Below are 20,887 nucleotides of genomic sequence, written 5' to 3' on the forward strand. Positions count from 1 at the left end.
ATCAAATGTAGGTATTTTTCCACACACCCCACCAAATTACAGTACACTGATTTAAAATTTTATGTTTTCCTTAATACACCCCCTTAAAACTAACCCAAAAATGTAAGACCCATAAAAATAACGTAACTTATAAACAAAATCGCACCTTTATACCGGCTGAATAAAAATCTTTTTGGAAGAAATGCTAATGGAGCAATTGCAAAAGCGATCCCAATCATCCAAAAAATATCATTAGTAAGAATTTCTTCTGATTGAATATAAATAGGTTGAATCATCGCAGTAATTCCTAAAACCGAAGCGATGTTAAAAATATTAGATCCTATAAGATTCCCCAGGGAAAGTGCTTTCTCTTTCTTAAGTGCAGCTATTACTGAAGCTGCAAGCTCTGGCACACTGGTACCTATTGCAATCATAGTAACGGAAATCACCCTTTCACTTACTCCCAATCTGGTCGCCAGATCTACGGCACCATTTACCAACAATTCTGATCCGCCCCAAAGTGCAACGCCGCCAATAATTAACCAAATAATCATCTTAAAGTAAGAAGTTTCTTTTAAGGAATCATCTATACCTTCAACTGCTATTTCAGTTTTCCTTCGGGACCGTCTTATTAATAAAAATAAGAAAAGAATAAGTGCCAGGAATAGAATAAGTCCCTCCAGCCGTGAAATATTTCCATCTGTACTTAAAAAATAATAGAGTAATATTGAAAAAAGCATCATTGCCGGCCAATTAAACCTATAAAATTCTTTGTCTACAGCGATAGATGAAATTATTGCAGTAATCCCCAACACCATACCTAAATTTGCAATATTAGAACCAATCACATTTCCTAGAGAAATATCGGAAAAACCGCTTAGGGCGGCTTGTAAACTCACCAGAAGTTCAGGCGCCGAAGTAGCAAAAGAAACTACTGTTAACCCAATTACCATCCTCGAAACATTAAGTTTAAAAGATAGAGCTACCGAGGCCCTTACGAGAAACTCCCCTCCTACCACAAGTAGAGTAAGACCAATAAGAATAAAAACAATACTCATCTATTTTTTTTGCGAAGATAAAATAATCCTGCCAAGGATAAACAAAAGTCAAAATACAATTCAAAACTAATAGTTTGGTCTTACAACTATATTTTTAGTATTATTACTTAAATAATTCCTTATTCCATTATGCAAAAAGTTCATATTAACATAATTCTCTGCTTATTTAGTCTCAATATCTATGCGCAACAAGTTGTTGAGGGCTATGTATTAAATGCAAATGACTCTACTGCTATAGCTTCAGCTTCGGTTTATTTTGATGGCACTACCATAGGTGTAGCTACAAATACTGAAGGTTTTTTCTCCATTAAAGCTCCATCACAAATCAATGCTTCACTTATAATTAGTTCTATAGGTTATCAGGTTAAAGCAATCTCCAATCTTTCAGAAGTAAATAAAGAAAAACCAATATTTTTAAATGAAAATCCAGAAACTTTAGAGGCCATTGTATTGGAAGCCGATCCCTGGACTAGGAGAAGAAAAATGGTTGAATTTAAAAGAGAGTTTTTTGGTACTTCCAGGGCCGCATCATCAATGAAAATTATAAATGAAGTTATTCTTAAACTTAGGTATAATCCCTCACAAAAAACCCTAACCGCCAGCGCAAATGAACCCTTAAAGCTCATAAACCGCCATCTTGGATATTTAATAACCTACAATCTAAGTTCTTTTAAAATAACTTATAATAATGAGAATTCTCGCCGTCCATCACCATATATGATATATTATGAAGGATTCGCTTTCTTTGAAGAATCTAAGAAAGAAATGAAAAAAAGATTTCAACGCCGCAGGCAGGAATCTTTTGAGGGTTCCATACTTCATTTTATGAGAGCTCTTAGAGACCAAAGTTTGACCGAAGCAGGATTTAAAATATATAAAGATAAAGTAGAAGCGATGCCCTATGAATATTTTGATATCAAGGGCGATAAAGATTTGGTAAATGTAGAAGTACTTGCCGAAAAATTAAATATTGTGTATAGAGGTTCCGAACAATCTATATTAGAAGCCAACGAAAAATTTTCTATCGATCAATTCGGTAATTACGCCCCACAAAAAAGCCTTTTGCTTAGCGGTAATATGGGTGGTAAAAGACTCGCAGACCTACTACCACCAGATTTCAATAAAGATTAACTATTAAATTAGTAATAAAACTATTTATTTCGTTATATTTGAACTATCAAACAAATAAATATGAAACGCCTAACTAATAAAGAGGAAGAAGTAATGCGCATTCTCTGGCAGCTGGAGAAAGCTTTTGTAAAAGAAATTTTGCCTCATATCCAGGATCAGAAGTTACATTACAATACAGTTTCTACAATCGTACGACATTTGGAAGATAAAGGTTTTGTTTCACATACAGCCTACGGGAATACCCACCAATACTACCCTGCTATTTCCAAAGAAGAGTATAGAAAACATATTATGAGTTTAACATCAAAACGTTTTTTTGATAATTCTTATAAAAGTATGGTGTCTTTTTTTGCCAAGGAAGAGAAAATCAGCGCCGATGAACTTCGTGAAATCCTCGAAATTATAGAAAAAGAGAAAAAGGATTAACCTATGGAAGCATTAGTAACCTACCTTCTTAAAAGTGCGGGAATCCTCACAATTTTCTATTTGGCCTATATTTTTCTGCTAAAAAAAGAAACAAATTTTCAGGTAAATCGGCGTTTTTTACTCGGTGGTATTCTAGCATCTGCTGTGTTACCGGGTGTTTATTTTACACGAAAAGTAATTGTTGAATCCAACAATTTTTCATTTAATGAAATCCCGTTAACGACCAATGTTACTTCAGAAACTTTAGCTTCAACTTTTGGGGTTTGGGAAATCCTGGGTTTTACTTATCTGCTTATTACCCTCTTCTTGCTAATAAGAATCGCTCTTCAACTTTATAATATATTCCGTCTTATTCAGCAAAACAAGATCAAAAAAGCCGAAAACTTCAATTTTGTGAAAACTGGAGCTACAGTTAGCCCCTTTTCTTTTTTTAAATTCATCGTTTATAATCCTGTAGCGCATTCAAAAAAAGATCTAAAAATGATCTTGCAGCACGAAAAGATACATGCTGCCCAATATCACTCCCTGGATATTTTAATCGCTAATCTTACTACCGCTCTACTTTGGTTTAATCCTATTAGCTGGTTGTATAAAAAAAGCGTGGAACAAAATTTAGAATACATCGCCGACAGGGAAACGGTTGCCATTTCGGGAGCAAAAAAATCTTATCAACAAGCCCTGGTCAAGGTTTCAATAGCAAATTTACAACCGGCACTTACCAATCATTTTTATCAATCATTCATCAAAAAAAGAATTCTTATGCTGAATAAAAAATCTTCCCAAAACTCCAGCCTTTGGAAAATAAGCCTGGTTTTTCCGGCACTTTTGGCCTTTTTGCTTGCTTTTAATGTAACCACTGAAGCGCAAACCAAATCTGATTATGTAGTTAGTAATGTTGAATTTTATAATGATACAGATGAAATTTCAGCAACCTTAACTAAATTTTCTCAGGAGGAAAGTTTCAAAAGGCTTTCTAAAGTCTTTAAAAAATACAATGTAGAGCTTGAATTTTCAGATATTGAATACTCCAAAGAAATACTAACCAAGATTAAAGTTTCATTTTTAAATAAAAAAACCAATGAAACCGGGGAATTTTCCACAAGTAATTCAGAAGGGATAGAAACTTTTGAAATCTTTATCAATAAAAAAGCAACCGGTTTTAGAAAGACCAATGCTCTAATGGGGAAAGGTTCTATTTCTTCAAATGGAAGCCTTCTAGATCAACTTGGTAAAAGCCCTTTATATATAATAGACGGTAAAAAATATTCTACTAAAGAATTAGCTAACAAATACCTTGATATTACCGAAAATGGAATTAGTATTTCTACACCAGAGGAAGCTAAAGCAAAATTTGGAAATGAAGCAAAGCACGGCGCTATCATTGCAGAAAATGCTAAAATTTTCGATAATCTACAACAGGAATTAAAAAGAATCGATGAAGAAAATAATGATTTTAAAAGGGAGTTTCTGCAAATAGAGCAGGGTAAAACCCCCACTTTAATTTCGCTTAAAACTAACACGAATAAAACCAGCCAGCAGCAAAAAAATATAAAGGCTAAAAGTGCTTCTTTAAATCCTAAAGAAATTCCCGGCGACCCAATTTATATTTTAAACGGGGAAAAGAGTAAAAAGGAAATTATAGAACTTATAGATAAAAAATTAATAGAAAGCGTAAACGTACTTAAAGGCGAAAGTGCTATTTCCCTGTATGGTGAAGAAGCCAAAGACGGAGCAGTAATTATTACTACTAAAGTCTTAGAGAAATCTAAAAAGGAATCTAAAAAAAAGAAGATAAAAACAAAAGCATATTCATTTGGATTTCAAAGATTTCAGAAAAAAACCGATCATGAAATTATGTACGGAAAGGAAATTAGTTTTCGCACCGGTAAAGATATCAATGCTTTTCAGTGGAATAAAGAACCCAACCAAACGACCAGTTTTTACATTAGTGATAAAGAAAAAACTGGACCGGTAGTAATTATTGATGGTGAAAAGAAAAATGGAGCCGCCTTTAAAGAGCTCAAACCTAAGGACATTGAAAAAATAAATGTTCTTAAAGGTGATGTTGCAATAGAGAAATATGGCAATGAAGCCGATTACGGAGCTATAGAAGTTACTATCAGGAAAGAAGTCGAAGAATAATTTAGTTTTTTGTTTTAATTTGAATTTAAGGCAGGCTCATCCCCTGCCTTTTTTTATGCCATAATTTAGAATTAAATGCTCCCTAAACTCCCCACGAGGTATTTTCCCTGATTTTCAATATCTTTGAAGTAAACCCAACCAACTATGAAAAAGAAATTTTTTAAAGCGCTTTCTAAGCTCAACAAAAAAATACTGCCCAACTATACTGAAAAAGAACTGGACCTTAGAAAAGCCAGCAAAGTACAAATGGCTATTATTGGCTGGAAATCATGGGTAACCAGGAATTCTTTAGACTAATAGAAGTAAATCTAAAATATTATTAATTAGAACTTCTATTTAGCATCTACACACTTCAAACTATAAAATCTACTCTTAGAAGCTCCAGGTGCATCAATTAGATTTATATTCAATGCCAAAAACTCAATAACTAAGCCTGCTTAAGCATTCAAAACAAATACCTAAAGCAGTTAAGCCTTGGTTAAATCTTAAGTAGGTTGCGATAGAAACTCTATATTTATTGAAAAATCCATTTATGATAAACAAATACCTACTTCTTAGTCTTTTCTGTTTTTCAATAGTTAGTATTAACGCTCAATCTTGGAAAAAACTTCCTGCTAATAGCGAAGCACAGGAAAGACATGAAAATGCTTTTGTACAGGCAGGGAAACGCTTTATTTTAATTGGGGGTCGGGGAAACAAGCCCATTGATATTTATGACTCTGAAAACCAAACCTGGAAGAAGGGCGCACAGCCTCCACTGGAAATTCATCATACCCAGGCCGTAAGTCTTGATGGGCTCGTTTATGTATTAGGCGCGTTTACCGGTGGCTGGCCCGAAGAAGATCCTATCCCGAACATCTATATTTACGATCCCCTGGAGGACCTTTGGATAAAAGGACCAGAAATTCCTGAAGATCGAAGACGCGGCGCAGCAGGAGTAGCTATAAAAGACAAAAAGATCTATTTAATAAATGGAATAACTAACGGACATACTTCTGGATGGGTAAATTGGTTTGACGAATATGATCCTTATAAAAACAGCTGGAAAAAATTACCTGATTCTCCTAATAAACGGGATCATTTTCAGGCTGCAATAACAGGAAATATACTTTTTGTTGCTGGCGGAAGAAAATCTGGAAGCGTTGAGAATAGTGGTTTTGCTGGAACCGTTAAACAAACAGATATCTATGATTTTACCACCGGAAAATGGTCTAGCGTGGCAGATATTCCCACACCAAGAGCAGGCACAGCAATTGGTCTTATAGATAACAACCCCGTTATTTTAGGTGGCGAAAGTGATGCCCAGGAAGCAGCACATAAAGAAGCTGAACTCTTTAATTTTTCAAAAGGAAAATGGGAGAATATACCTCATCTATCACAGGGCAGGCATGGCACCCAGGCCATAACTATGAATGAACAAATAATTATTGGCGCCGGTAGCGGTAATCGCGGTGGTGGCCCCGAATTAAAATCTTTCGAAATATTTTCCAAAGACAATAAACTTAATTTTAGCACCGAAAGGATCCTGGCAGGAAAACTAAAAACGAATAAAGATAAGCTCGATTTTTCAAAAAATCCCACAAATAGTTTAAAAATTGCTCATGATGGCGGCAATCAAGCCATTGTAATTGAAGACATAAGTATTAGTGAAAATTTTGAAATTGTTAATAAAAGAAAACTGCCTTTTATTTTAGAGCCTCGAGCTGAGTTTGAATTGAAAATAAAAGGCAATCAAAAGACGGGAGAACTTATCATTAAAAGAGCAGGAAAAAAAGAACCAATTAAAGTAACTTTGCAAAGCAACCCTTAGTATTTAAATCAAACTTTAAAACGAAGAGCTTGCAACAAGCGTTAAAATTTGATTAAATGATGGGTAAAGCTTATTTTCAAAATTAATTTTGCATATCATAAAGAGAGATTGTTAAAGTACTTAGCCTTATTTAATGAACAAAACGAACCCAGGCAGGCCCGTAAAACGACTTTGGAATTTATTAAAACTAGACAAACGTGATGTAAAACACATTCTTTTCTATGCCCTATTTGCCGGTTTAATTAACCTTGCGGTCCCATTGGGAATCCAAGCTATTGTTAATTTAATTCAAGGGGGAAAAGTAAGTACAAGTTGGATAATTTTGGTTGCATTAGTAACTCTTGCAGTTGGTTTAGTAGGAGTTTTTGAATTATTACAACTTAGATTAGCTGAGAATATTCAGCAAAAAATATTTACGCGTTCCAGTTTTGAATTTTCTTATCGTTTCCCTAAAATTAAAAGTGAAGCCTTACAAAATATTTATCCACCTGAATTAGCAAACCGCTTTTTTGATACCATTACGGTTCAAAAAGGAGTTAGTAAAATTTTATTAGATCTCCCCTCTGCTACTGTGCAAATTATCTTTGGAGTAATCTTGCTATCGCTTTACCATCCATTTTTTATATTGTACGGCTTATTACTTGTAATCTTACTTTACATTGTTTTTAAATTCACTGCTGAAAAGGGACTAAGAACAAGTTTAGATGAATCTAAGCACAAATATCAGGTTGCTTATTGGATTCAGGAAGTGGCTCGTAATTTAAAAAGCTTCAAAATTTCAGGTCGCAGTAAGTTGGCCATGGACAAAAACGACAGGCTTACATCGAAATATCTAAAGGAAAGAGAAGATCATTTTGGCGTGCTTGAAATTCAGTATATAAAGCTTATTATTTTTAAGGTGCTTGTTGCCGGTGGATTGTTGGCCATTGGCGGAGCCCTGGTTCTAAATCAACAAATGAATATCGGTCAATTTGTGGCTGCAGAAATAATTATCTTATTAATAATTTCTTCAGTAGAAAAATTAATCCGCGGGCTTGAAGATATTTACGATACCCTAACTTCTTTAGAAAAGATTGGGCAGGTAGTTGATAAACCTCTGGAAGATGTTGATCACGAAAATACTATAGACGCATCAAATGGTCTTAAGCTGGAATTAAAAGATGTAGCTTTTGAACCGGAAGGTCATACTGTTCTAAAAGGTATCAATGTTATTTTAAACCCCGGTAAAATTCTGGCTATAACAGGCCATGCTGGGAATGGAAGAACCAGCCTTTTAAAGTTAATTGCAGGAATTTTCACCCCTACAAAAGGGAAAATTTATATTAATGATACTGCCCGGCATACCCTTGTTCTAAATGAATACAGGCAACTACTCGGCACCTATTTGCCAGACGAAATTCCATTTGAAGGCAGTCTCTGGGAAAATATAACTTTTGGAGACAAATCTATTTCAGATCAAAATATAGATTGGGCGTTGGAACATTCCGGTTTAAAAGAATTTGTAAAAGATCAACCCAATGGAATTTTCACTCAAATTCATCCAGAAGGCAGGTATCTTTCTACCCTTATTGCTAAACGTATAATTCTCGCAAGGGCAATTGTAAAAAAACCTGCTATTCTTATTTTAAAAGAACCTTTTGAGAAATTTGAACAATCAGAAAAGAAAAGATTATTGAAATTTTTAACCAATCCAGAGCATAAATGGAGTCTTGTGATTGCAAGTAATGATAAAATGTGGAAAGATGTTTGTGACGAACGCCTGGAATTACAGGAAGGTAAAATTATTAAAGCGCTGTAGTTATGCTGAATATTTCTGAAGAAACACTACACAAGCGAATAGATATTACCGATTCAGAATCTGGTAAGTTTGTGTTTTTTAGAAAACACTATGTGATTTTCAATTATGTGCTTATTGGGTTATTTGTATTATTTGTAATCATATTATTTCTACCCTGGACCCAGAATATAAGATCTACAGGTAATGTGACCACCCTAAGCCCTGAGCATAGGCCGCAAACCATTCAATCCCCTATCCCAGGACGTATTGAACAATGGTATATCAACGAAGGGGATTTTGTTAATAAAGGCGATACTATTTTAAGGATTTCTGAAGTTAGTAGCGATTATTTTGATCCATTACTAATCAATAGAACCTCTGGACAAATAGATGCAAAAAGTCGTTCAGCACTAACTTATAATGAAAAGATTGAAGCCCTGGGGCAGCAATTAGACGCCCAGCAAAATGAAAGAGAGCTAAAAAGAACCCAGGCGGTGAATAAAATAGAACAGGCCAAACTAAAAGTTCGTAGTGATAGTATTAGATTGGAAGCCGCAAAAACACAAATTGCTATTGCAAGAACACAGTTTGAACGTATGCAAACCCTCCAGGAAGAAGGCATTACATCTTTAGCCGATTTAGAGGAAAGACGATTAAAATTGCAGGAGGCACAAGCTAACTTAATAGCTCAGGAAAATCAATTACTATCCAGCGAAAACGAAGTGATAAATGCTGAAATAGAAATAAATAGAATTACCGCTGAATATGCCGATAAAATTTCCAAAACAAGGCAGGAGATTTTCACCTCACAGGGCAATCAGCTTAATACTGAGGCAGAAGTTGATAAATTACAGATACAACTTTCTAATTACGAGCAGCGTAGTACGTTGTATTATATCGTGGCGCCACAGGATGGCTATGTAAACAAAGCATTGCGCGCCGGTTTAGGTGAAACCTTTTCCCAGGGGGAACAATTAGTGGGCATTATGCCATCTAACTACCAAATTGCTGTAGAAACATATGTTAGACCATTAGATTTGCCCTTAATTCACGTGGGGGAAGATGTACGAATTCAATTTGATGGCTGGCCTGCAATTATTTTTAGCGGATGGCCGAACCTATCTTACGGTACGTATGGCGCTGAAGTAGTTGCTGTAGAAAACTATATTTCTAAAAACGGAAAGTATAGGGTGTTACTGTCTCCAGACAGCGAAGACAATCCCTGGCCCAAGCAAATAGGAATTGGTAGTGGTGCACAAACCATCGCACTACTTGAAAATGTACCTATTTGGTATGAACTATGGCGAAATTTAAATGGTTTCCCTCCTAATTATTACACACCAGAGGGTGATTCCCAGGGGCAAACCTCAACAAGTAACGATAAAAAGTAAGTTGATAAATGCGCTTAGTTAAGTATTTTTTTCTTTTATTCTTTGTTTGTTCTTCTGCCCTGGCACAAACGGATAGCCTAAGCTACACCGAATTTTTAGATATGGTGATAAGCGAGCATCCAGTAGTAAGCCAGGCGGGACTGGTTAGCAATATAGGCGATGCTGAAGTACAATCGGCACGAGGCGCTTTTGACCCTCGTTTTGAGGTAGATTACAAAGGAAAAGAGTATAAAGGAACAGAATATTACGATCTCTTAGATGCCCAGTTACAAGTACCTATGTGGTATGGGTTAAAATTAAAAGGAGGATTTCAACAAAACCAGGGTGCTTATTTAAACCCTCAAAACGAGTTACCAGATGCGGGTTTATTCAGTGCCGGGGTGGTTCTTTCGCTTGGGGAAGGACTTTGGATTAACTCCCGAATGGCCGGTTTGCGAAAAGCTCAGGCCTACAGAGAACAAAGCGAAGCCGAGCAGCAGTTAATGGTAAACGATATCTTGCTGGAAGCATCTTTTGTTTATTTTGAATGGATTAGGGCGCAGGAGAAATTACAAATCTTTGAAGATTTCCTGGAAAACGCTAACGAACGTTATAGCGGTATTCGCCGGCAGGCCCAAACTGGTGCTTTAGCCGGAATAGATACGGTAGAGGCAAGATTAGCCTTACAAAAGCGACGATTGCAAGCCAACCAGGCTGAAGTAGATCTTAGAAAAATAAGGTTAGAACTCTCTACTTTCCTCTGGGATCAGGATCAACCACTTATATTACAGGAGCAGGTTTTACCATCACCTACAGAAGAAATTTTTATTACGTTACTTTCCGAAGTTCCCGAAGCCGAATTAAGTAGTCATCCTCAACTAGAATTCTATAGACGAAAAATTGAAGCGTTACAAATAGAACGTCGCTACAGGTTTAATGCCTTACTGCCTCAGATAGATCTGGAATATAATTTCTTATCAGAAGAACCAGATAATTTTGAAACTTTTAATCCTGGGGCCTATAAAGCAGGCCTAAGATTTTCTATGCCCTTATTTCTTAGAAAAGAGCGTGGAGATCTTAGAATCGCCGAATATGAGCTAGAGGATGCAAAATTAGAACTAAGTTTAAAAGACCAGCAACTTCAAGCTAAAATTGCCGCTTTGCAACAACAAATACAAAGTTTCATAGAGCAAACCGAAATGATCGATCAAATGGTTGGGGACGCCTCAGCACTTCTTGGTGCAGAAATACGTAAATTTAATTTTGGAGAAAGCTCAATATTTTTGATTAATGCCCGTGAATCAAGACTAATTGAGGCCAGGCTGGAACAGTTAGATCTTCAAACTAAATATTTAAAGACTCAAGCAGAGTATCTCCAGGTACTGGGAACTAATCCTGTGGAGTAGATAAAATCAGTATATTTCCTTATAATTTAAACCGACAAATGCGTTCTAAATCCCCTGGATGCATAAGATGATTCGGCACCATTGTGATAAATAAAAGTATGTCCGAATCGCAAATCCCCAAAAATGGCTCCACCAAGTTTACGAATTTTAGCAGGTGTCTTTAGCCAACTGGTATCAAAATCACCTAATTTCTGAAGTTCGCGATACTCTTCTTCAGAAAGTAAATTACCTTCATCATATCCGACATTGCTACAGCGCTGGTTTCGAAGCATTAATTTTCTACTAAACTTAAGAATTACTTTTTTGAAGAGTTCTGTAATAAAAAATTAAAGAACTTTAAAATTTAATAGAAAAATCACAAAAATCCTTTTTCCCTCGCCACTTTTACAAGATCCCGGTCTTCAGCACCAGAAATACCGAACATTTTCTTTAAATTTCTTCTGCGTTTTTCAATTCCAGCAACAGATAAGGGTATTAAATCGCTTAAGTCCTTCAATTTCGCACCAATAGAAAGCTCATAGAGCATTTTACGATCCAGTTCATCTAAATAAATATCGCTTCCCACCTGCTTTCTAAGTAAATTAAGCACGGTTTTACTATAGTATGGGGAACCAGCCAGGACATTTTCTATGGCACTTAAAAGTTCTTTCGGGTTAATATCATTTTTTACTAAAAACCCTTCCGGATTCAGAGATTGTAAAATATTATGTAATCTATAATTATCGTTAAAAGTGGTGGAAACAATAATCTTGATTGTCGGTTTTTTCAACTTTAACAGCTTACCAAGATCTTCACCTGAAACCAGTTTACCGTCACTACTCGCCGGTAATCGCATATCTAAAAATACCAGGTCAAGATTTTCTATAAAACCTGGATTTTCGATTAATAATTGGGCTTCATCCAGGTTATAAATGCTGGTAATTTTAAAATTAAAAGCAGCATTTTGAGTAACGAAACTTTCTAATGCAGATTCGTAAGCACTTGCAATAATTGGGTGGTCATCTATAATTAATACCGAAACTGATTTATCCATTATTTTGAATTTTCACCTCAAACAAGAGTTTTGTACCGGTGGCTGAAGTTTGAAATTCAAACTGTCCACCAATTTTTTCCATTCGGTCTTTCATATTTTTTAAACCAATTCCTTTAACTTTTTTACGTTCGTCAAAGCCTTTCCCGTCATCCAAAATTTCCATAAATAGAAAGTCTTCACGCCTATAAATTTTGACATTTACTTTATTAGCCTCAGCGTGCTTTACTACATTTTGTAAGGCTTCCTGCAAAATACGATAATAGTTAATTTGGATGTTTTCGTCAATTAATTCCCCATCAATATCTTCATCAAAATTAAAATTAATTGCTGCGCAAGTGAGTGAGCGATAATCGGCTACAAGTTGTTCCAGTAATTTGGCGAAATTAAGATGTGAATCAGAAACCTCACTGATAAGATTATGGGAAATTTGCCTTATCTCCTCTTCGGTATGTTGTAGTTTTTCCAATAACAGGTGATATTTCTCTGAAACCTGATTAGGTGCTTTTAAATTTAGCAAACCAAAATTCATTCTAATACCAAAAAGTTTTCCTAGAACGCCATCGTGCAATTCGCTGGAAATCCTGGCGCGTTCCTCTTGTCTGCCTTCCTCCAGCTTGGTTTGTTGTTTAAGGAGAAGTTTATAAATGTCCTCGTTGTATTCCTGTTGCTCTTTTTGAAACTTAAGTTCTTTATTCTTGGCTTTTTGATTGGTTAAAAGATAAAGTAGAAATAATGAAGCCCCTAAAATTACCGCAATTAGACCAAGCCATAACTTTTCATTACTGAGCTGCTGGGTTTTCTGAATATATTGATCGGTTTCAAACCTAATTCTGGCAAACTTATTCCTGATAGCCCGTTCTTCATTAAGTAAACTATCGTTTAAATGGATATAACTATCCAGGTAAGAAGGTGCCTTTTCAGGTTCAATTTTAGCAAGCTGAAGGTAAGAAGCGAGGAGGTCTCTATTATTTCGCGTGTCTGCAGCCAGGGAATTTGCCTCCAGGGTATATTGCAACGCTTGTGTAGTATCTCCGTTTTCAAGATAATATTCTCCTAAATGAAGTTTATTAATCACAATCCCCGACTCGTGCTGAATACTATCCCGAATTTTAAGTGCTTTCTGAAATAGAAAAGAGGCAATCTGGTAATTGCCAAGTTTAAATTCTGAATAGCCCAAATTATCGGTAAGCATGGCAAAAAGACTTGCTTCTTTTTGGTAGATACTATCAATTTGTAATGCCCTAGTATAATTTAAAATAGAATTGTCGTGATCTTTTAGTTTTTGATATACTACCCCGATATTGTTATAAGACCTCGCAGTTCTTATAGGATCTTGCAGCGATTTTGCATTTCCCAGAGCTTTCCAATGATATGTGAGCGCTTCAGAATAATCTTCTAAACCGTTATAGATTATGCCAAGGTTATTGTTGGCAGGGTACACATAATTTTGGCTCTCAGTAGAATTTTCGATTAAATCAAGGGCCTGAAAAGTGCTATTCTCGCTTCCAATATAATCCTTTACTTTTTCTTGTAGGATTGCCATATTTAATAACATCCTACCTGCTTTTAAATCGTCGTTAGCGTCCAGGTATTGCTCATAAGCCAGATTGTAATGATAATAAGAGCTATCTATTATATGTTCCCGATAAAAAAAGTTACCCAAATCCCAATTTGTAAGGGCAATGTTTTTTTTAAGGCCATACTTAACGGCCATATCCTTTGCCTGCGAATTCCAGTAACGAAAACAGGAAGAATCTTTTCGAATATAAAATTCGTAAGCGATATCCAATAAAAATTTATTTTTAAGGGAATCATTAGAAAATTTATCAAGCAATTCATTGATAGAATCAGTTCTTTTTTCCCTTAGGATATGATGCTTAAGATCATTATAATCTTTTGATGAACTAGAATAATTATTATCTACATTACACGCTATAAGAATAAAAAAAAACGAGAATAATAAGTAGTTTATTTTACTCAAATGCAAGTAGGGTTTTATTTGAAAACATCTAAACTTACGAAAAAAATTATTACAATTTAATCTTCATTTCTCTTGTCATCAATAGGATTGCTTTCATCTCCTGAAGCCGTTTTTTCTATATTGATTATTTCATCTTCCATTTGAGGTTGATCTTCAGGTAGCGCTTCAGGCTCACAAGAGATTAAAAAAGAGGCTAAAAATAGGCTTCCAAATAAAGTTGCTTTAAGTTTCATAGTATTTATGTTTTAAAGATTATAGTAATTTCCGGTCGTGTGTTCCGGGTTTAAAAGAAATGGATGCCTGCCTTTACAGACATCCATTTTCTGCTAACAAATTAAGACTAAGTACAAATTAGCTAACATTAATAAAGGTATTCCAGGGCTACTTCATCATAGTAACCAAAATTCCCGGTTTCATTCGAGCTAAAACAAGCAAGCATGATAGAGTTTGAATCAAATCCGGTTGGGGTGCCGGGAATATGAACAGCTCCATCAGCTCCTGCTGCTTCACCACTTTGGCCACAGCTTTGGCGACTATACCAATCTGTATGGCGTAAACCTACCGAGTGGCCTATCTCGTGGGTTATTACGTGCTCGTTGGTAGCCGTGCTATAGTTTTCCATCCCAGAGAAGATCTGTACATATTTGTAAGGATCTCCACCGCTTGGAAAACCGGCAACGCCGCCAGCCTGACCATTGGAATTTTGATATACTACAATATCGTAAGGCCCATAATTAGTCCCAAAAGTAAGCGTGAAATTAAGTCCGATATTCAGCGAGTTGTAATTTGTGATTGCACGCTGCAATGCAGTACGCTGCTTTGAGGTTAATCCCTGTCCAGAACCGCCGGTAAAACCAATTACGTTTACATTCCTCGGACTTGAGACCAGGTTGAATGTACGGTACTGCTTGTCGGTTATGTTTGCAGAACTCATACTTTCTAACTGCTCTTCGTCCACTAAAATATCTCCTTCAATAAGGAAAGATTTTTTAGTGTCTCCATTGGGAAGTAAAAAGTCTATAGCTTCTGCATCCTGTGTATTAAAATGCAGATTAGCAATTTGTTTGAGGTCTTCCTTAGAAATCTTTGTTTCCTGGGTAGTTTCCTCCATTTTAGCTTCCTCGGGAGCTGCTGTTTCCTCCTTTTCGCAGGAAGTTAATAAAGCACCTGTTGCCAGGATACCAAATAGTAGTTTTGGGGTTTTCATAAAAATGTATGATTAAAAGGTTAATAGATCGTGAAATTAAACTTTGAAAATCAGAAAGAGGAAAAATAATCCTTACTAAAAGTAAGGGAAATCCTTACTTTTTATTTGAAGGCAGTAATAATAAGGGTTACCAGAGCATTTTTTTTTCAAAATTGACCAATTTTTGGAAAGTGAGCTTAATTTAAGAGGATTTCGGAGGTATTTACACCTTCTTATTATGCTCTTATAACCAACTTATCCTATTTCAAACCTGTTAATTTCATTATAAGATTATTTCAACAACAAATCAATTTGATTATTTTTCCTAAAAACTATTTTGAATAACAATTCTTCATATAGCACTATACACCCAAGTGTAAAATTTCATGGCAAGCATCTTCCCAGCCCAAAAAACGGTTTAAAACTTATCGTTACTATTCCTGCAAAAAATGAAGCAGGAACAATTTGGAAAACATTATCTGCTTTGCTCAACCAGCGTTTAGATAATGCAAGCCTTCCGCCTGATTTTTATGAAGTAATTATTTTATGTAATCATTGTGATGATGATACTGTAGCGATTTGTAATCTTTTTCAAAAAATCCATCCGCAATTTCCTTTATATATATTTGAAACAGTAGATAGAAATATTAATTCTGTAGGCGCTTCAAGACGTATTCTAATGGATCTTGCAAGTTCAAGGTTGCCTGGAAATGGTTTTATAATAACAACAGATGCCGATACAATAGCACACAAAAAATGGTTAAATGCTTTTCTGGAATCTCTACCTGAACCTGTTGATTTGATATGCGGAATTATACAACCTGATAATAAAGGATTGAACCTGGAAGCGAAGAAAATATTACATCTAACCCGTAGATACTTAGATCTCGTATCACGCCTGGAAAGTGAAATCTTCCCACAGGACAATGACCCTTGGCCTAGACATTCTCATAACTCTGGTCCTAACATGGCCATAAGGAAATCGGTCTATGAAAAGCTAGGCGGCATACCTCCATTGGCGTGCTTTGAAGATATTGCTCTTTACCAGAAAGTATTTGCCTACGGATATAAAATAAAACATTCCTATTCCCCTATAATAATAACTTCCTGCCGAACTTCATCCAGAGTTCCAGGCGGTTTTGGGTCACAAATTAGAAACTGGTCAGATTCCAAAACAGAAAATGTAGAAGGTTTAAGAAAACTAGAAGAACGCTTTAAAGCATACAACAACATAAGATCATATTACCAAAACCCTTCTTCCAGCCTTTTAAATACTATAGCTGAACAATTACATTTTAAATCTTATGAATTGGAGTCTCTTCTCCAAAAGCATGAAAGAAGTAATTCGATAATTATTTATCTCGAAAATAGTTTGAAGACAAATACATCCTGGAATTCGGCTTATCCTAATATTCCTCTAGAGAAAGCAATTGAAGAACTTGAAAACTATTTTTCTGTTTTTTCCCATACGACTAATTCATATAGTTCGTAACGTTGATTCTCGACCTTTTTAAATGTTCCAGAATGATTTTTTTCAAAAATCTCGTGAACTTGAAGACCTGTTAGTGGATAGTTACGCACGTAAGCCGTCCAGTGAACCATGATAAACACGCCACCTGGCAATAAAACCCTATCAATATTTTTAAAAATTTGGTGTAGTATATCTTTTTGGAAATAGTAACCAACTTCAGATAATAGTATTGCATCAAAATCTCCTTCAGGTAGTCCCCCGGCAATATCCCATTGCAGGAATTCACATTGCGAGAATTGAGAGCAACGTTTTCTGGCATTTTCTAAAGCGCTTTCATTAAGTTCAAGTGCTATCAATTCTTTACAGTGAGGAGCAAATAAGGCCGTAAACACACCATTCGCACAACCAATTTCAAGTGCCTTTTTTATTTTCCTTTGTGAAATAGCATGGAGGGTATTTTTATATTTTTCCTGTTCATAAGCACTTTTCTCAAAATCCCAGGGATCTATATCTTTAGCATAAAGTTCATCAAAATAAGTTTTTGTGACTGCCGATTTGTTTTCTGATGGAAAAAAGAAATATTCGCAATTACCCAGGAAAGGTGCTAATAGCTCTTCAGTTAATATAAAACCTTCAGGATCGTCTTCAATTAATGTTGAAGTTTGGCTGGAGTGAGCCATAATGGCTTTATGCTTTTTATCTTTTACTGAATCTATAGCTAGTTTAAAAGGTAAAATTTCATTTTGCTTTGGCCAATCTTCCGGCGTTCCTTTTTTCCAGAGCCAAATTGGATATTCAACAATAATCAAACCCAGGCCGCCAGCCGCTTTTCGCACCAGGCTTGAAGTTGCAAGATGGTCTATATGATGATCTCTCCTCCACGGAACAAAAAGTGTATCAATTTCTTTCTGCTGAAATAATTTAGTCAGTTTATGGAGAATTGAACTATTTGCTTGTAAATATGATTTGAGTTTTCCATCACCGGCATTTAAAAAGAGAAGGTGATCTTTAGGAACTCCTAAAATTTGACAGGCAGCTTCTGCTTCGCGTGTTCTCAACGAACCCAGTTTCTTAGGAGGATAGGTCACAGAGTTTTGATGTGAGGCTTCACCATTTGTCATAAAAAGAACCCACACTTCAGCATTTTGTTCCCTTAAATGCGCTATAATACCACCACAACCTAAACTTTCATCATCTGGATGCGGCGCTACAACCATTACAGTTCCTAAATCGCGATATAATCCCTCTATGTTGAGATGTGGTATCTTTTCAAAATCCTGGATAAAACTTGTCATAATTTATAAGATTCGAAGGTAAATGAACCCACATTTTGAAGGGCTAAATCTGGACCGGGCTGTTTCAAATAAACTTTTAAGTCACGGTACAGCCTTTCTAGTGGATGGTTTTCCATAAAACCCTGTACCCCTATAGCATGCTCGGCTAATGAAAGGATATTTTCTGAAATTTCTAAAATTGCACATCTCATCATATTTGCAAAATTCACTATTTCTTCAGGCGAATATTTTTCAGGGAAGTCATATATTTTTTGCGACTTTTCTAACCAGAATTTGCCCGATTGAATTTGTATGGCCATCATCCCCATACGGTGTTGTTGATAGGGATCTTTTGTTCTTTTTTGCAATCTCAAATGATCTAAGGCTGAAATCAATACGGCTTCAGCTCCGCCTAATTGAACTGCCGCAAAACGCATCGCTCCTCCTGAAAACCAGGGTTCCTCGTGATACACGTTTTGCCTGCCTAATAAATTTTCTGAAGAGATTTCAATTCCTGTAAAATCTATTCGGCAGCTTACAGAGTTTTTCATTCCCATAGGTTGCCATAAAGTCCAGTCTTCCTTCAACTGTGGAAAATCTTTGAGTGGAACTATAAAAAGTTGTTTGGCAGTATTGATTTCAGCTGTTACTATTGCATAATCAATATGAAGCCCTCCAGAGCAGAAAGTTTTTGCTCCTTCCAAATAAAATGAATCTTTATGCTTCCTGGCGGTGACGACTTCAGCATGTTTTTCGGTGTTCCATACTCCAAATAATTTCCCTTTTTTAACTTTCTGAAAATAAAAATTCTGCTGGGTTAAAGACCCATAGTCTTCAATAAGCTTAATCGCGTTTATATGCCCTTCGTAAATGCGGCCAACAGATAGGCTGGCTTTTCCTATTTCAAACAAGTAAGTAAAAACAGATAATTGCTTCTCATTCTCCTGAAAAGTATATGGTAAACTAATTTGAAGTAAACCCATTTTATGCAGCGAGGTAAAAATTTTTTTGGGGAAGTGACGAGAATCATCAGGTAATTGGGTACAAAGCGCATTAATTTTTGAGAATTCTGGCATAGCTATAAATTAATTTAATGATAAAAAGTTATCTAATTCTGCTATTAATTTCCAATTAAAATTCATCTTAGATTGTTTTCATCAAATTAATTTTTCAAATAATTTCATCATTATTCTAATGATTTGAATGTATTGTAAACATTCAAAATACGGATGCTGTGGAAGGCATTAAATAAATCTCGTTTATATTACTTGAAGCTTTTTCCTCATACTTTATTTTAATTTTAAAGCTACTTTCATCCTCTTCCATATAAAACTCACCTGATTCACAGTTAAAACCACCATCTGTCGTGAAAGAAACACAAAGAATGGTCTTTTCCTTAATTTTCTCTATAATTTTTAATTCATTTTTGGACAGCCGGTACTTTTCCTTCAAGTGTTCAATTACCTCCCAATGCTTTTCCTGTGTACTTTTCATAGTTTCAAATTTGAATTTTTGTTCTAGAACAAAGACTGTATTTTATTGAGAATTAGAAGTCTCTTTCTCGCGCTCTCCTGAAATTAAATGATGATCATTCTTTAAACCAACTATATAAATAATATTTGTGAGTGTGTTATACAGCATGAGAACTACGGTAATCATTATTCCACTCAAAATAGAAGAAGTAATTAAACTACTCCAGTAAACTGTAGAAAACCATGAAATAGGCACATTGTCTGCCTTGGTAATAGGAATATTAAAGAACTGGAACACAATTAAAGCTCCCACCAATAGAATAGTATCAATTTTGGCAATATCAAGTACCTGGTAATAATGATCACTTTTCAATTTAGAATCTGTTCCAGTACTAATTCCTAATAAGGTTAACAGTAATGTAAGGATAGTAGCAGAAGCCAGTATAATTGTATTACATAACATGTTTAGTCCCTCATGCGAAGAGGTTATTAATCTCTTAGCTTCATAACCAGACACCTGCCCTAATAGAAAAACTCCAAGTCCAGTAAATAGCGTAGCAACAAGCCCCCCAAATATTGCCTTTTGGTTTTCCCTAAAAAACTTAATCATAAAATCTACTTTCTTTTATACTGTTTAAAACTCAAGCGAGAACTAAAGATTTACCGGTGAAATGGACATACCCAATCTTTATCAGTTGCTTTTCCGCTATATTGCCTGGCTTCACTATTTTCCCCGAAATCTTCCAACATAGGATTTACACTTCCTTGTAAGGAGATATCACGTTCTCTAATCTTATCTCTAACATTATGGTAAACTCCCATTTCACGCAGTTTCTCAAACTGGGTATGAAAATTAAAGGCTATAGAAGGATAAGGACTTCTTCTTGCTAATCTGGAACTTTTAGGATGCAAGCCTACTACATAAAAAGCACGTCCCGCGAGGCTGAAACTAAAATTATCATCTTCCGGATTTTTACTTACCGTAGGATCCCAGGGATGGTTATCAATTTTCTTTAATTCTGAAAGTTGGTTCCACAAACTCATTTCAAATTCGTCCTCATCAGTAACTTTAGTGTCAGAAAATACGGCCATAAATGATTGAAAATCATTAGATTCAAAATCATAGCCTTTAATATAATCTTCCAGGTCCTTTAAAAGTTTTTCTGTTGTTGCTGCCTGCCCTATATTTTTATAATCCTTAATTATTATATTTTCCTGGGTAAAAACAGTTTGTGCCATTAGGCACGGATGGTTCTCATCAAGAATCCATTCATCATATTTAGATTTTAAGCTCTTCTTCATCATTTCTTAATTACATTGAAATTTAAATTTCCCCATTTAGGCAAGAAAGCCTGTGCGTTTTCGCGGATG

Annotated in this window: 20 protein-coding genes; 9 read left to right on the forward strand and 11 right to left on the reverse strand. The window is 35.5% G+C overall.

Annotated elements, in window-relative coordinates; genetic code table 11:
* Positions 1 to 89: 89 nt before the first annotated feature.
* A complete protein-coding gene (locus FG27_RS03330) occupies positions 90 to 1,037 on the reverse strand; it encodes a calcium/sodium antiporter (RefSeq protein WP_037315500.1) in 948 nt (315 codons plus the stop codon).
* Positions 1,038 to 1,166: 129 nt separating this feature from the next.
* Between FG27_RS03330 and FG27_RS03335 the strand changes: the two genes are divergently transcribed.
* The 8 genes from FG27_RS03335 (at position 1,167) to FG27_RS03370 (ending at position 11,099) form a co-directional block, all read left to right on the forward strand.
* Positions 1,167 to 2,168, forward strand: a complete 1,002-nt coding sequence (locus FG27_RS03335; RefSeq protein WP_037315502.1) for a carboxypeptidase-like regulatory domain-containing protein — start codon at positions 1,167 to 1,169, stop codon at positions 2,166 to 2,168.
* Between the two features lie 60 nt (positions 2,169 to 2,228).
* Positions 2,229 to 2,594, forward strand: a complete 366-nt coding sequence (locus tag FG27_RS03340; RefSeq protein ID WP_037315504.1) for a BlaI/MecI/CopY family transcriptional regulator — start codon at positions 2,229 to 2,231, stop codon at positions 2,592 to 2,594.
* 3 nt (positions 2,595 to 2,597) lie between these two features.
* Positions 2,598 to 4,736, forward strand: a complete 2,139-nt coding sequence (locus FG27_RS18595; RefSeq protein ID WP_051935737.1) for a M56 family metallopeptidase — start codon at positions 2,598 to 2,600, stop codon at positions 4,734 to 4,736.
* A 144-nt stretch (positions 4,737 to 4,880) separates the two neighbouring features.
* On the forward strand, positions 4,881 to 5,033 hold the full coding sequence (locus FG27_RS03350; RefSeq protein WP_037315506.1) for a hypothetical protein: 153 nt from the start codon (positions 4,881 to 4,883) through the stop codon (positions 5,031 to 5,033).
* Positions 5,034 to 5,268: 235 nt separating this feature from the next.
* Positions 5,269 to 6,546, forward strand: a complete 1,278-nt coding sequence (locus tag FG27_RS03355) for a kelch repeat-containing protein (protein ID WP_051935738.1) — start codon at positions 5,269 to 5,271, stop codon at positions 6,544 to 6,546.
* A 133-nt stretch (positions 6,547 to 6,679) separates the two neighbouring features.
* Positions 6,680 to 8,344 carry a peptidase domain-containing ABC transporter gene (locus FG27_RS03360; protein ID WP_037315508.1) on the forward strand — a complete coding sequence of 555 codons (1,665 nt, stop codon included), beginning with the start codon at positions 6,680 to 6,682 and terminating at the stop codon, positions 8,342 to 8,344.
* A gap of 2 nt (positions 8,345 to 8,346) precedes the next feature.
* Positions 8,347 to 9,714 carry an HlyD family secretion protein gene (locus FG27_RS03365; RefSeq protein ID WP_037315510.1) on the forward strand — a complete coding sequence of 456 codons (1,368 nt, stop codon included), beginning with the start codon at positions 8,347 to 8,349 and terminating at the stop codon, positions 9,712 to 9,714.
* Positions 9,715 to 9,722: 8 nt separating this feature from the next.
* Positions 9,723 to 11,099 (forward strand): TolC family protein, encoded by a 1,377-nt coding sequence (locus FG27_RS03370; protein WP_037315512.1) that lies wholly within the window; start codon positions 9,723 to 9,725, stop codon positions 11,097 to 11,099.
* Between the two features lie 26 nt (positions 11,100 to 11,125).
* Here FG27_RS03370 and FG27_RS03375 read toward each other — a convergent pair whose 3' ends face one another.
* From FG27_RS03375 to FG27_RS03390, 5 genes are all read right to left on the reverse strand, one after another.
* The gene (locus tag FG27_RS03375; RefSeq protein ID WP_081912583.1) at positions 11,126 to 11,371 is read right to left on the reverse strand and encodes a DUF4256 domain-containing protein; all 246 of its coding nucleotides are present in this window, start codon (positions 11,369 to 11,371) and stop codon (positions 11,126 to 11,128) included.
* 83 nt (positions 11,372 to 11,454) lie between these two features.
* Entirely contained in the window at positions 11,455 to 12,132 is a 678-nt protein-coding gene (locus FG27_RS03380) for a response regulator (protein WP_037315514.1), read from the reverse strand.
* Positions 12,125 to 14,113, reverse strand: a complete 1,989-nt coding sequence (locus tag FG27_RS03385; RefSeq protein WP_037315516.1) for a sensor histidine kinase — start codon at positions 14,111 to 14,113, stop codon at positions 12,125 to 12,127. The genes FG27_RS03380 and FG27_RS03385 overlap by 8 nt, the downstream gene beginning before the upstream one ends.
* A gap of 56 nt (positions 14,114 to 14,169) precedes the next feature.
* Positions 14,170 to 14,346 (reverse strand): hypothetical protein, encoded by a 177-nt coding sequence (locus FG27_RS19090; RefSeq protein WP_156101185.1) that lies wholly within the window; start codon positions 14,344 to 14,346, stop codon positions 14,170 to 14,172.
* A gap of 128 nt (positions 14,347 to 14,474) precedes the next feature.
* Positions 14,475 to 15,320: a M57 family metalloprotease gene (locus tag FG27_RS03390; RefSeq protein WP_037315519.1), complete on the reverse strand. Its 846-nt coding sequence runs from the start codon at positions 15,318 to 15,320 to the stop codon at positions 14,475 to 14,477.
* A gap of 316 nt (positions 15,321 to 15,636) precedes the next feature.
* Here FG27_RS03390 and FG27_RS03395 point away from each other — a divergent pair, with 316 nt between their 5' ends.
* Positions 15,637 to 16,791: a glycosyltransferase family 2 protein gene (locus FG27_RS03395; RefSeq protein WP_037315521.1), complete on the forward strand. Its 1,155-nt coding sequence runs from the start codon at positions 15,637 to 15,639 to the stop codon at positions 16,789 to 16,791.
* Here FG27_RS03395 and FG27_RS03400 read toward each other — a convergent pair.
* The 5 genes from FG27_RS03400 to gntA all read right to left on the reverse strand — a co-directional run bounded on the left by FG27_RS03400 (position 16,746) and on the right by gntA (position 20,821).
* Positions 16,746 to 18,065 (reverse strand): bifunctional PIG-L family deacetylase/class I SAM-dependent methyltransferase, encoded by a 1,320-nt coding sequence (locus FG27_RS03400; RefSeq protein WP_037315523.1) that lies wholly within the window; start codon positions 18,063 to 18,065, stop codon positions 16,746 to 16,748. The two genes, FG27_RS03395 and FG27_RS03400, sit on opposite strands and share 46 nt — an antisense overlap.
* Complete coding sequence (locus FG27_RS03405) at positions 18,062 to 19,120, reverse strand: acyl-CoA dehydrogenase family protein (protein WP_051935739.1); 1,059 nt, start codon at positions 19,118 to 19,120, stop codon at positions 18,062 to 18,064. Before FG27_RS03405 ends, FG27_RS03400 begins: the two co-directional genes overlap by 4 nt.
* Positions 19,121 to 19,262: 142 nt before the next feature.
* Positions 19,263 to 19,538 (reverse strand): hypothetical protein, encoded by a 276-nt coding sequence (locus tag FG27_RS03410; protein WP_037315525.1) that lies wholly within the window; start codon positions 19,536 to 19,538, stop codon positions 19,263 to 19,265.
* 42 nt (positions 19,539 to 19,580) lie between these two features.
* Positions 19,581 to 20,126, reverse strand: coding sequence for a hypothetical protein (locus tag FG27_RS03415; protein WP_037315528.1), 546 nt, complete (start codon positions 20,124 to 20,126; stop codon positions 19,581 to 19,583).
* 50 nt (positions 20,127 to 20,176) lie between these two features.
* Positions 20,177 to 20,821, reverse strand: coding sequence for a guanitoxin biosynthesis heme-dependent pre-guanitoxin N-hydroxylase GntA (gene gntA / locus FG27_RS03420; RefSeq protein WP_369794089.1), 645 nt, complete (start codon positions 20,819 to 20,821; stop codon positions 20,177 to 20,179).
* Positions 20,822 to 20,887 lie beyond the last annotated feature (66 nt).

Origin of the sequence: Salegentibacter sp. Hel_I_6 (assembly GCF_000745315.1) — a bacterium.
Classification (GTDB): Bacteria; Bacteroidota; Bacteroidia; order Flavobacteriales; family Flavobacteriaceae; genus Salegentibacter.

Coding starts and splice junctions, on each gene's coding strand:
- FG27_RS03370 (WP_037315512.1), top strand. CDS start 9,723: ATGCGCTTAGTTAAGTATTTTTTTCTTTTATTCTTTGTTTGTTCTTCT.
- FG27_RS03410 (WP_037315525.1), bottom strand. CDS start 19,538: ATGAAAAGTACACAGGAAAAGCATTGGGAGGTAATTGAACACTTGAAG.
- gntA (WP_369794089.1), bottom strand. CDS start 20,821: ATGATGAAGAAGAGCTTAAAATCTAAATATGATGAATGGATTCTTGAT.
- FG27_RS03375 (WP_081912583.1), bottom strand. CDS start 11,371: ATGCTTCGAAACCAGCGCTGTAGCAATGTCGGATATGATGAAGGTAAT.
- FG27_RS03355 (WP_051935738.1), top strand. CDS start 5,269: ATGATAAACAAATACCTACTTCTTAGTCTTTTCTGTTTTTCAATAGTT.
- FG27_RS03400 (WP_037315523.1), bottom strand. CDS start 18,065: ATGACAAGTTTTATCCAGGATTTTGAAAAGATACCACATCTCAACATA.
- FG27_RS03390 (WP_037315519.1), bottom strand. CDS start 15,320: ATGAAAACCCCAAAACTACTATTTGGTATCCTGGCAACAGGTGCTTTA.
- FG27_RS03335 (WP_037315502.1), top strand. CDS start 1,167: ATGCAAAAAGTTCATATTAACATAATTCTCTGCTTATTTAGTCTCAAT.
- FG27_RS03380 (WP_037315514.1), bottom strand. CDS start 12,132: ATGGATAAATCAGTTTCGGTATTAATTATAGATGACCACCCAATTATT.
- FG27_RS03340 (WP_037315504.1), top strand. CDS start 2,229: ATGAAACGCCTAACTAATAAAGAGGAAGAAGTAATGCGCATTCTCTGG.
- FG27_RS03405 (WP_051935739.1), bottom strand. CDS start 19,120: ATGCCAGAATTCTCAAAAATTAATGCGCTTTGTACCCAATTACCTGAT.
- FG27_RS03330 (WP_037315500.1), bottom strand. CDS start 1,037: ATGAGTATTGTTTTTATTCTTATTGGTCTTACTCTACTTGTGGTAGGA.
- FG27_RS18595 (WP_051935737.1), top strand. CDS start 2,598: ATGGAAGCATTAGTAACCTACCTTCTTAAAAGTGCGGGAATCCTCACA.
- FG27_RS19090 (WP_156101185.1), bottom strand. CDS start 14,346: ATGAAACTTAAAGCAACTTTATTTGGAAGCCTATTTTTAGCCTCTTTT.
- FG27_RS03415 (WP_037315528.1), bottom strand. CDS start 20,126: ATGATTAAGTTTTTTAGGGAAAACCAAAAGGCAATATTTGGGGGGCTT.
- FG27_RS03365 (WP_037315510.1), top strand. CDS start 8,347: ATGCTGAATATTTCTGAAGAAACACTACACAAGCGAATAGATATTACC.
- FG27_RS03350 (WP_037315506.1), top strand. CDS start 4,881: ATGAAAAAGAAATTTTTTAAAGCGCTTTCTAAGCTCAACAAAAAAATA.
- FG27_RS03360 (WP_037315508.1), top strand. CDS start 6,680: ATGAACAAAACGAACCCAGGCAGGCCCGTAAAACGACTTTGGAATTTA.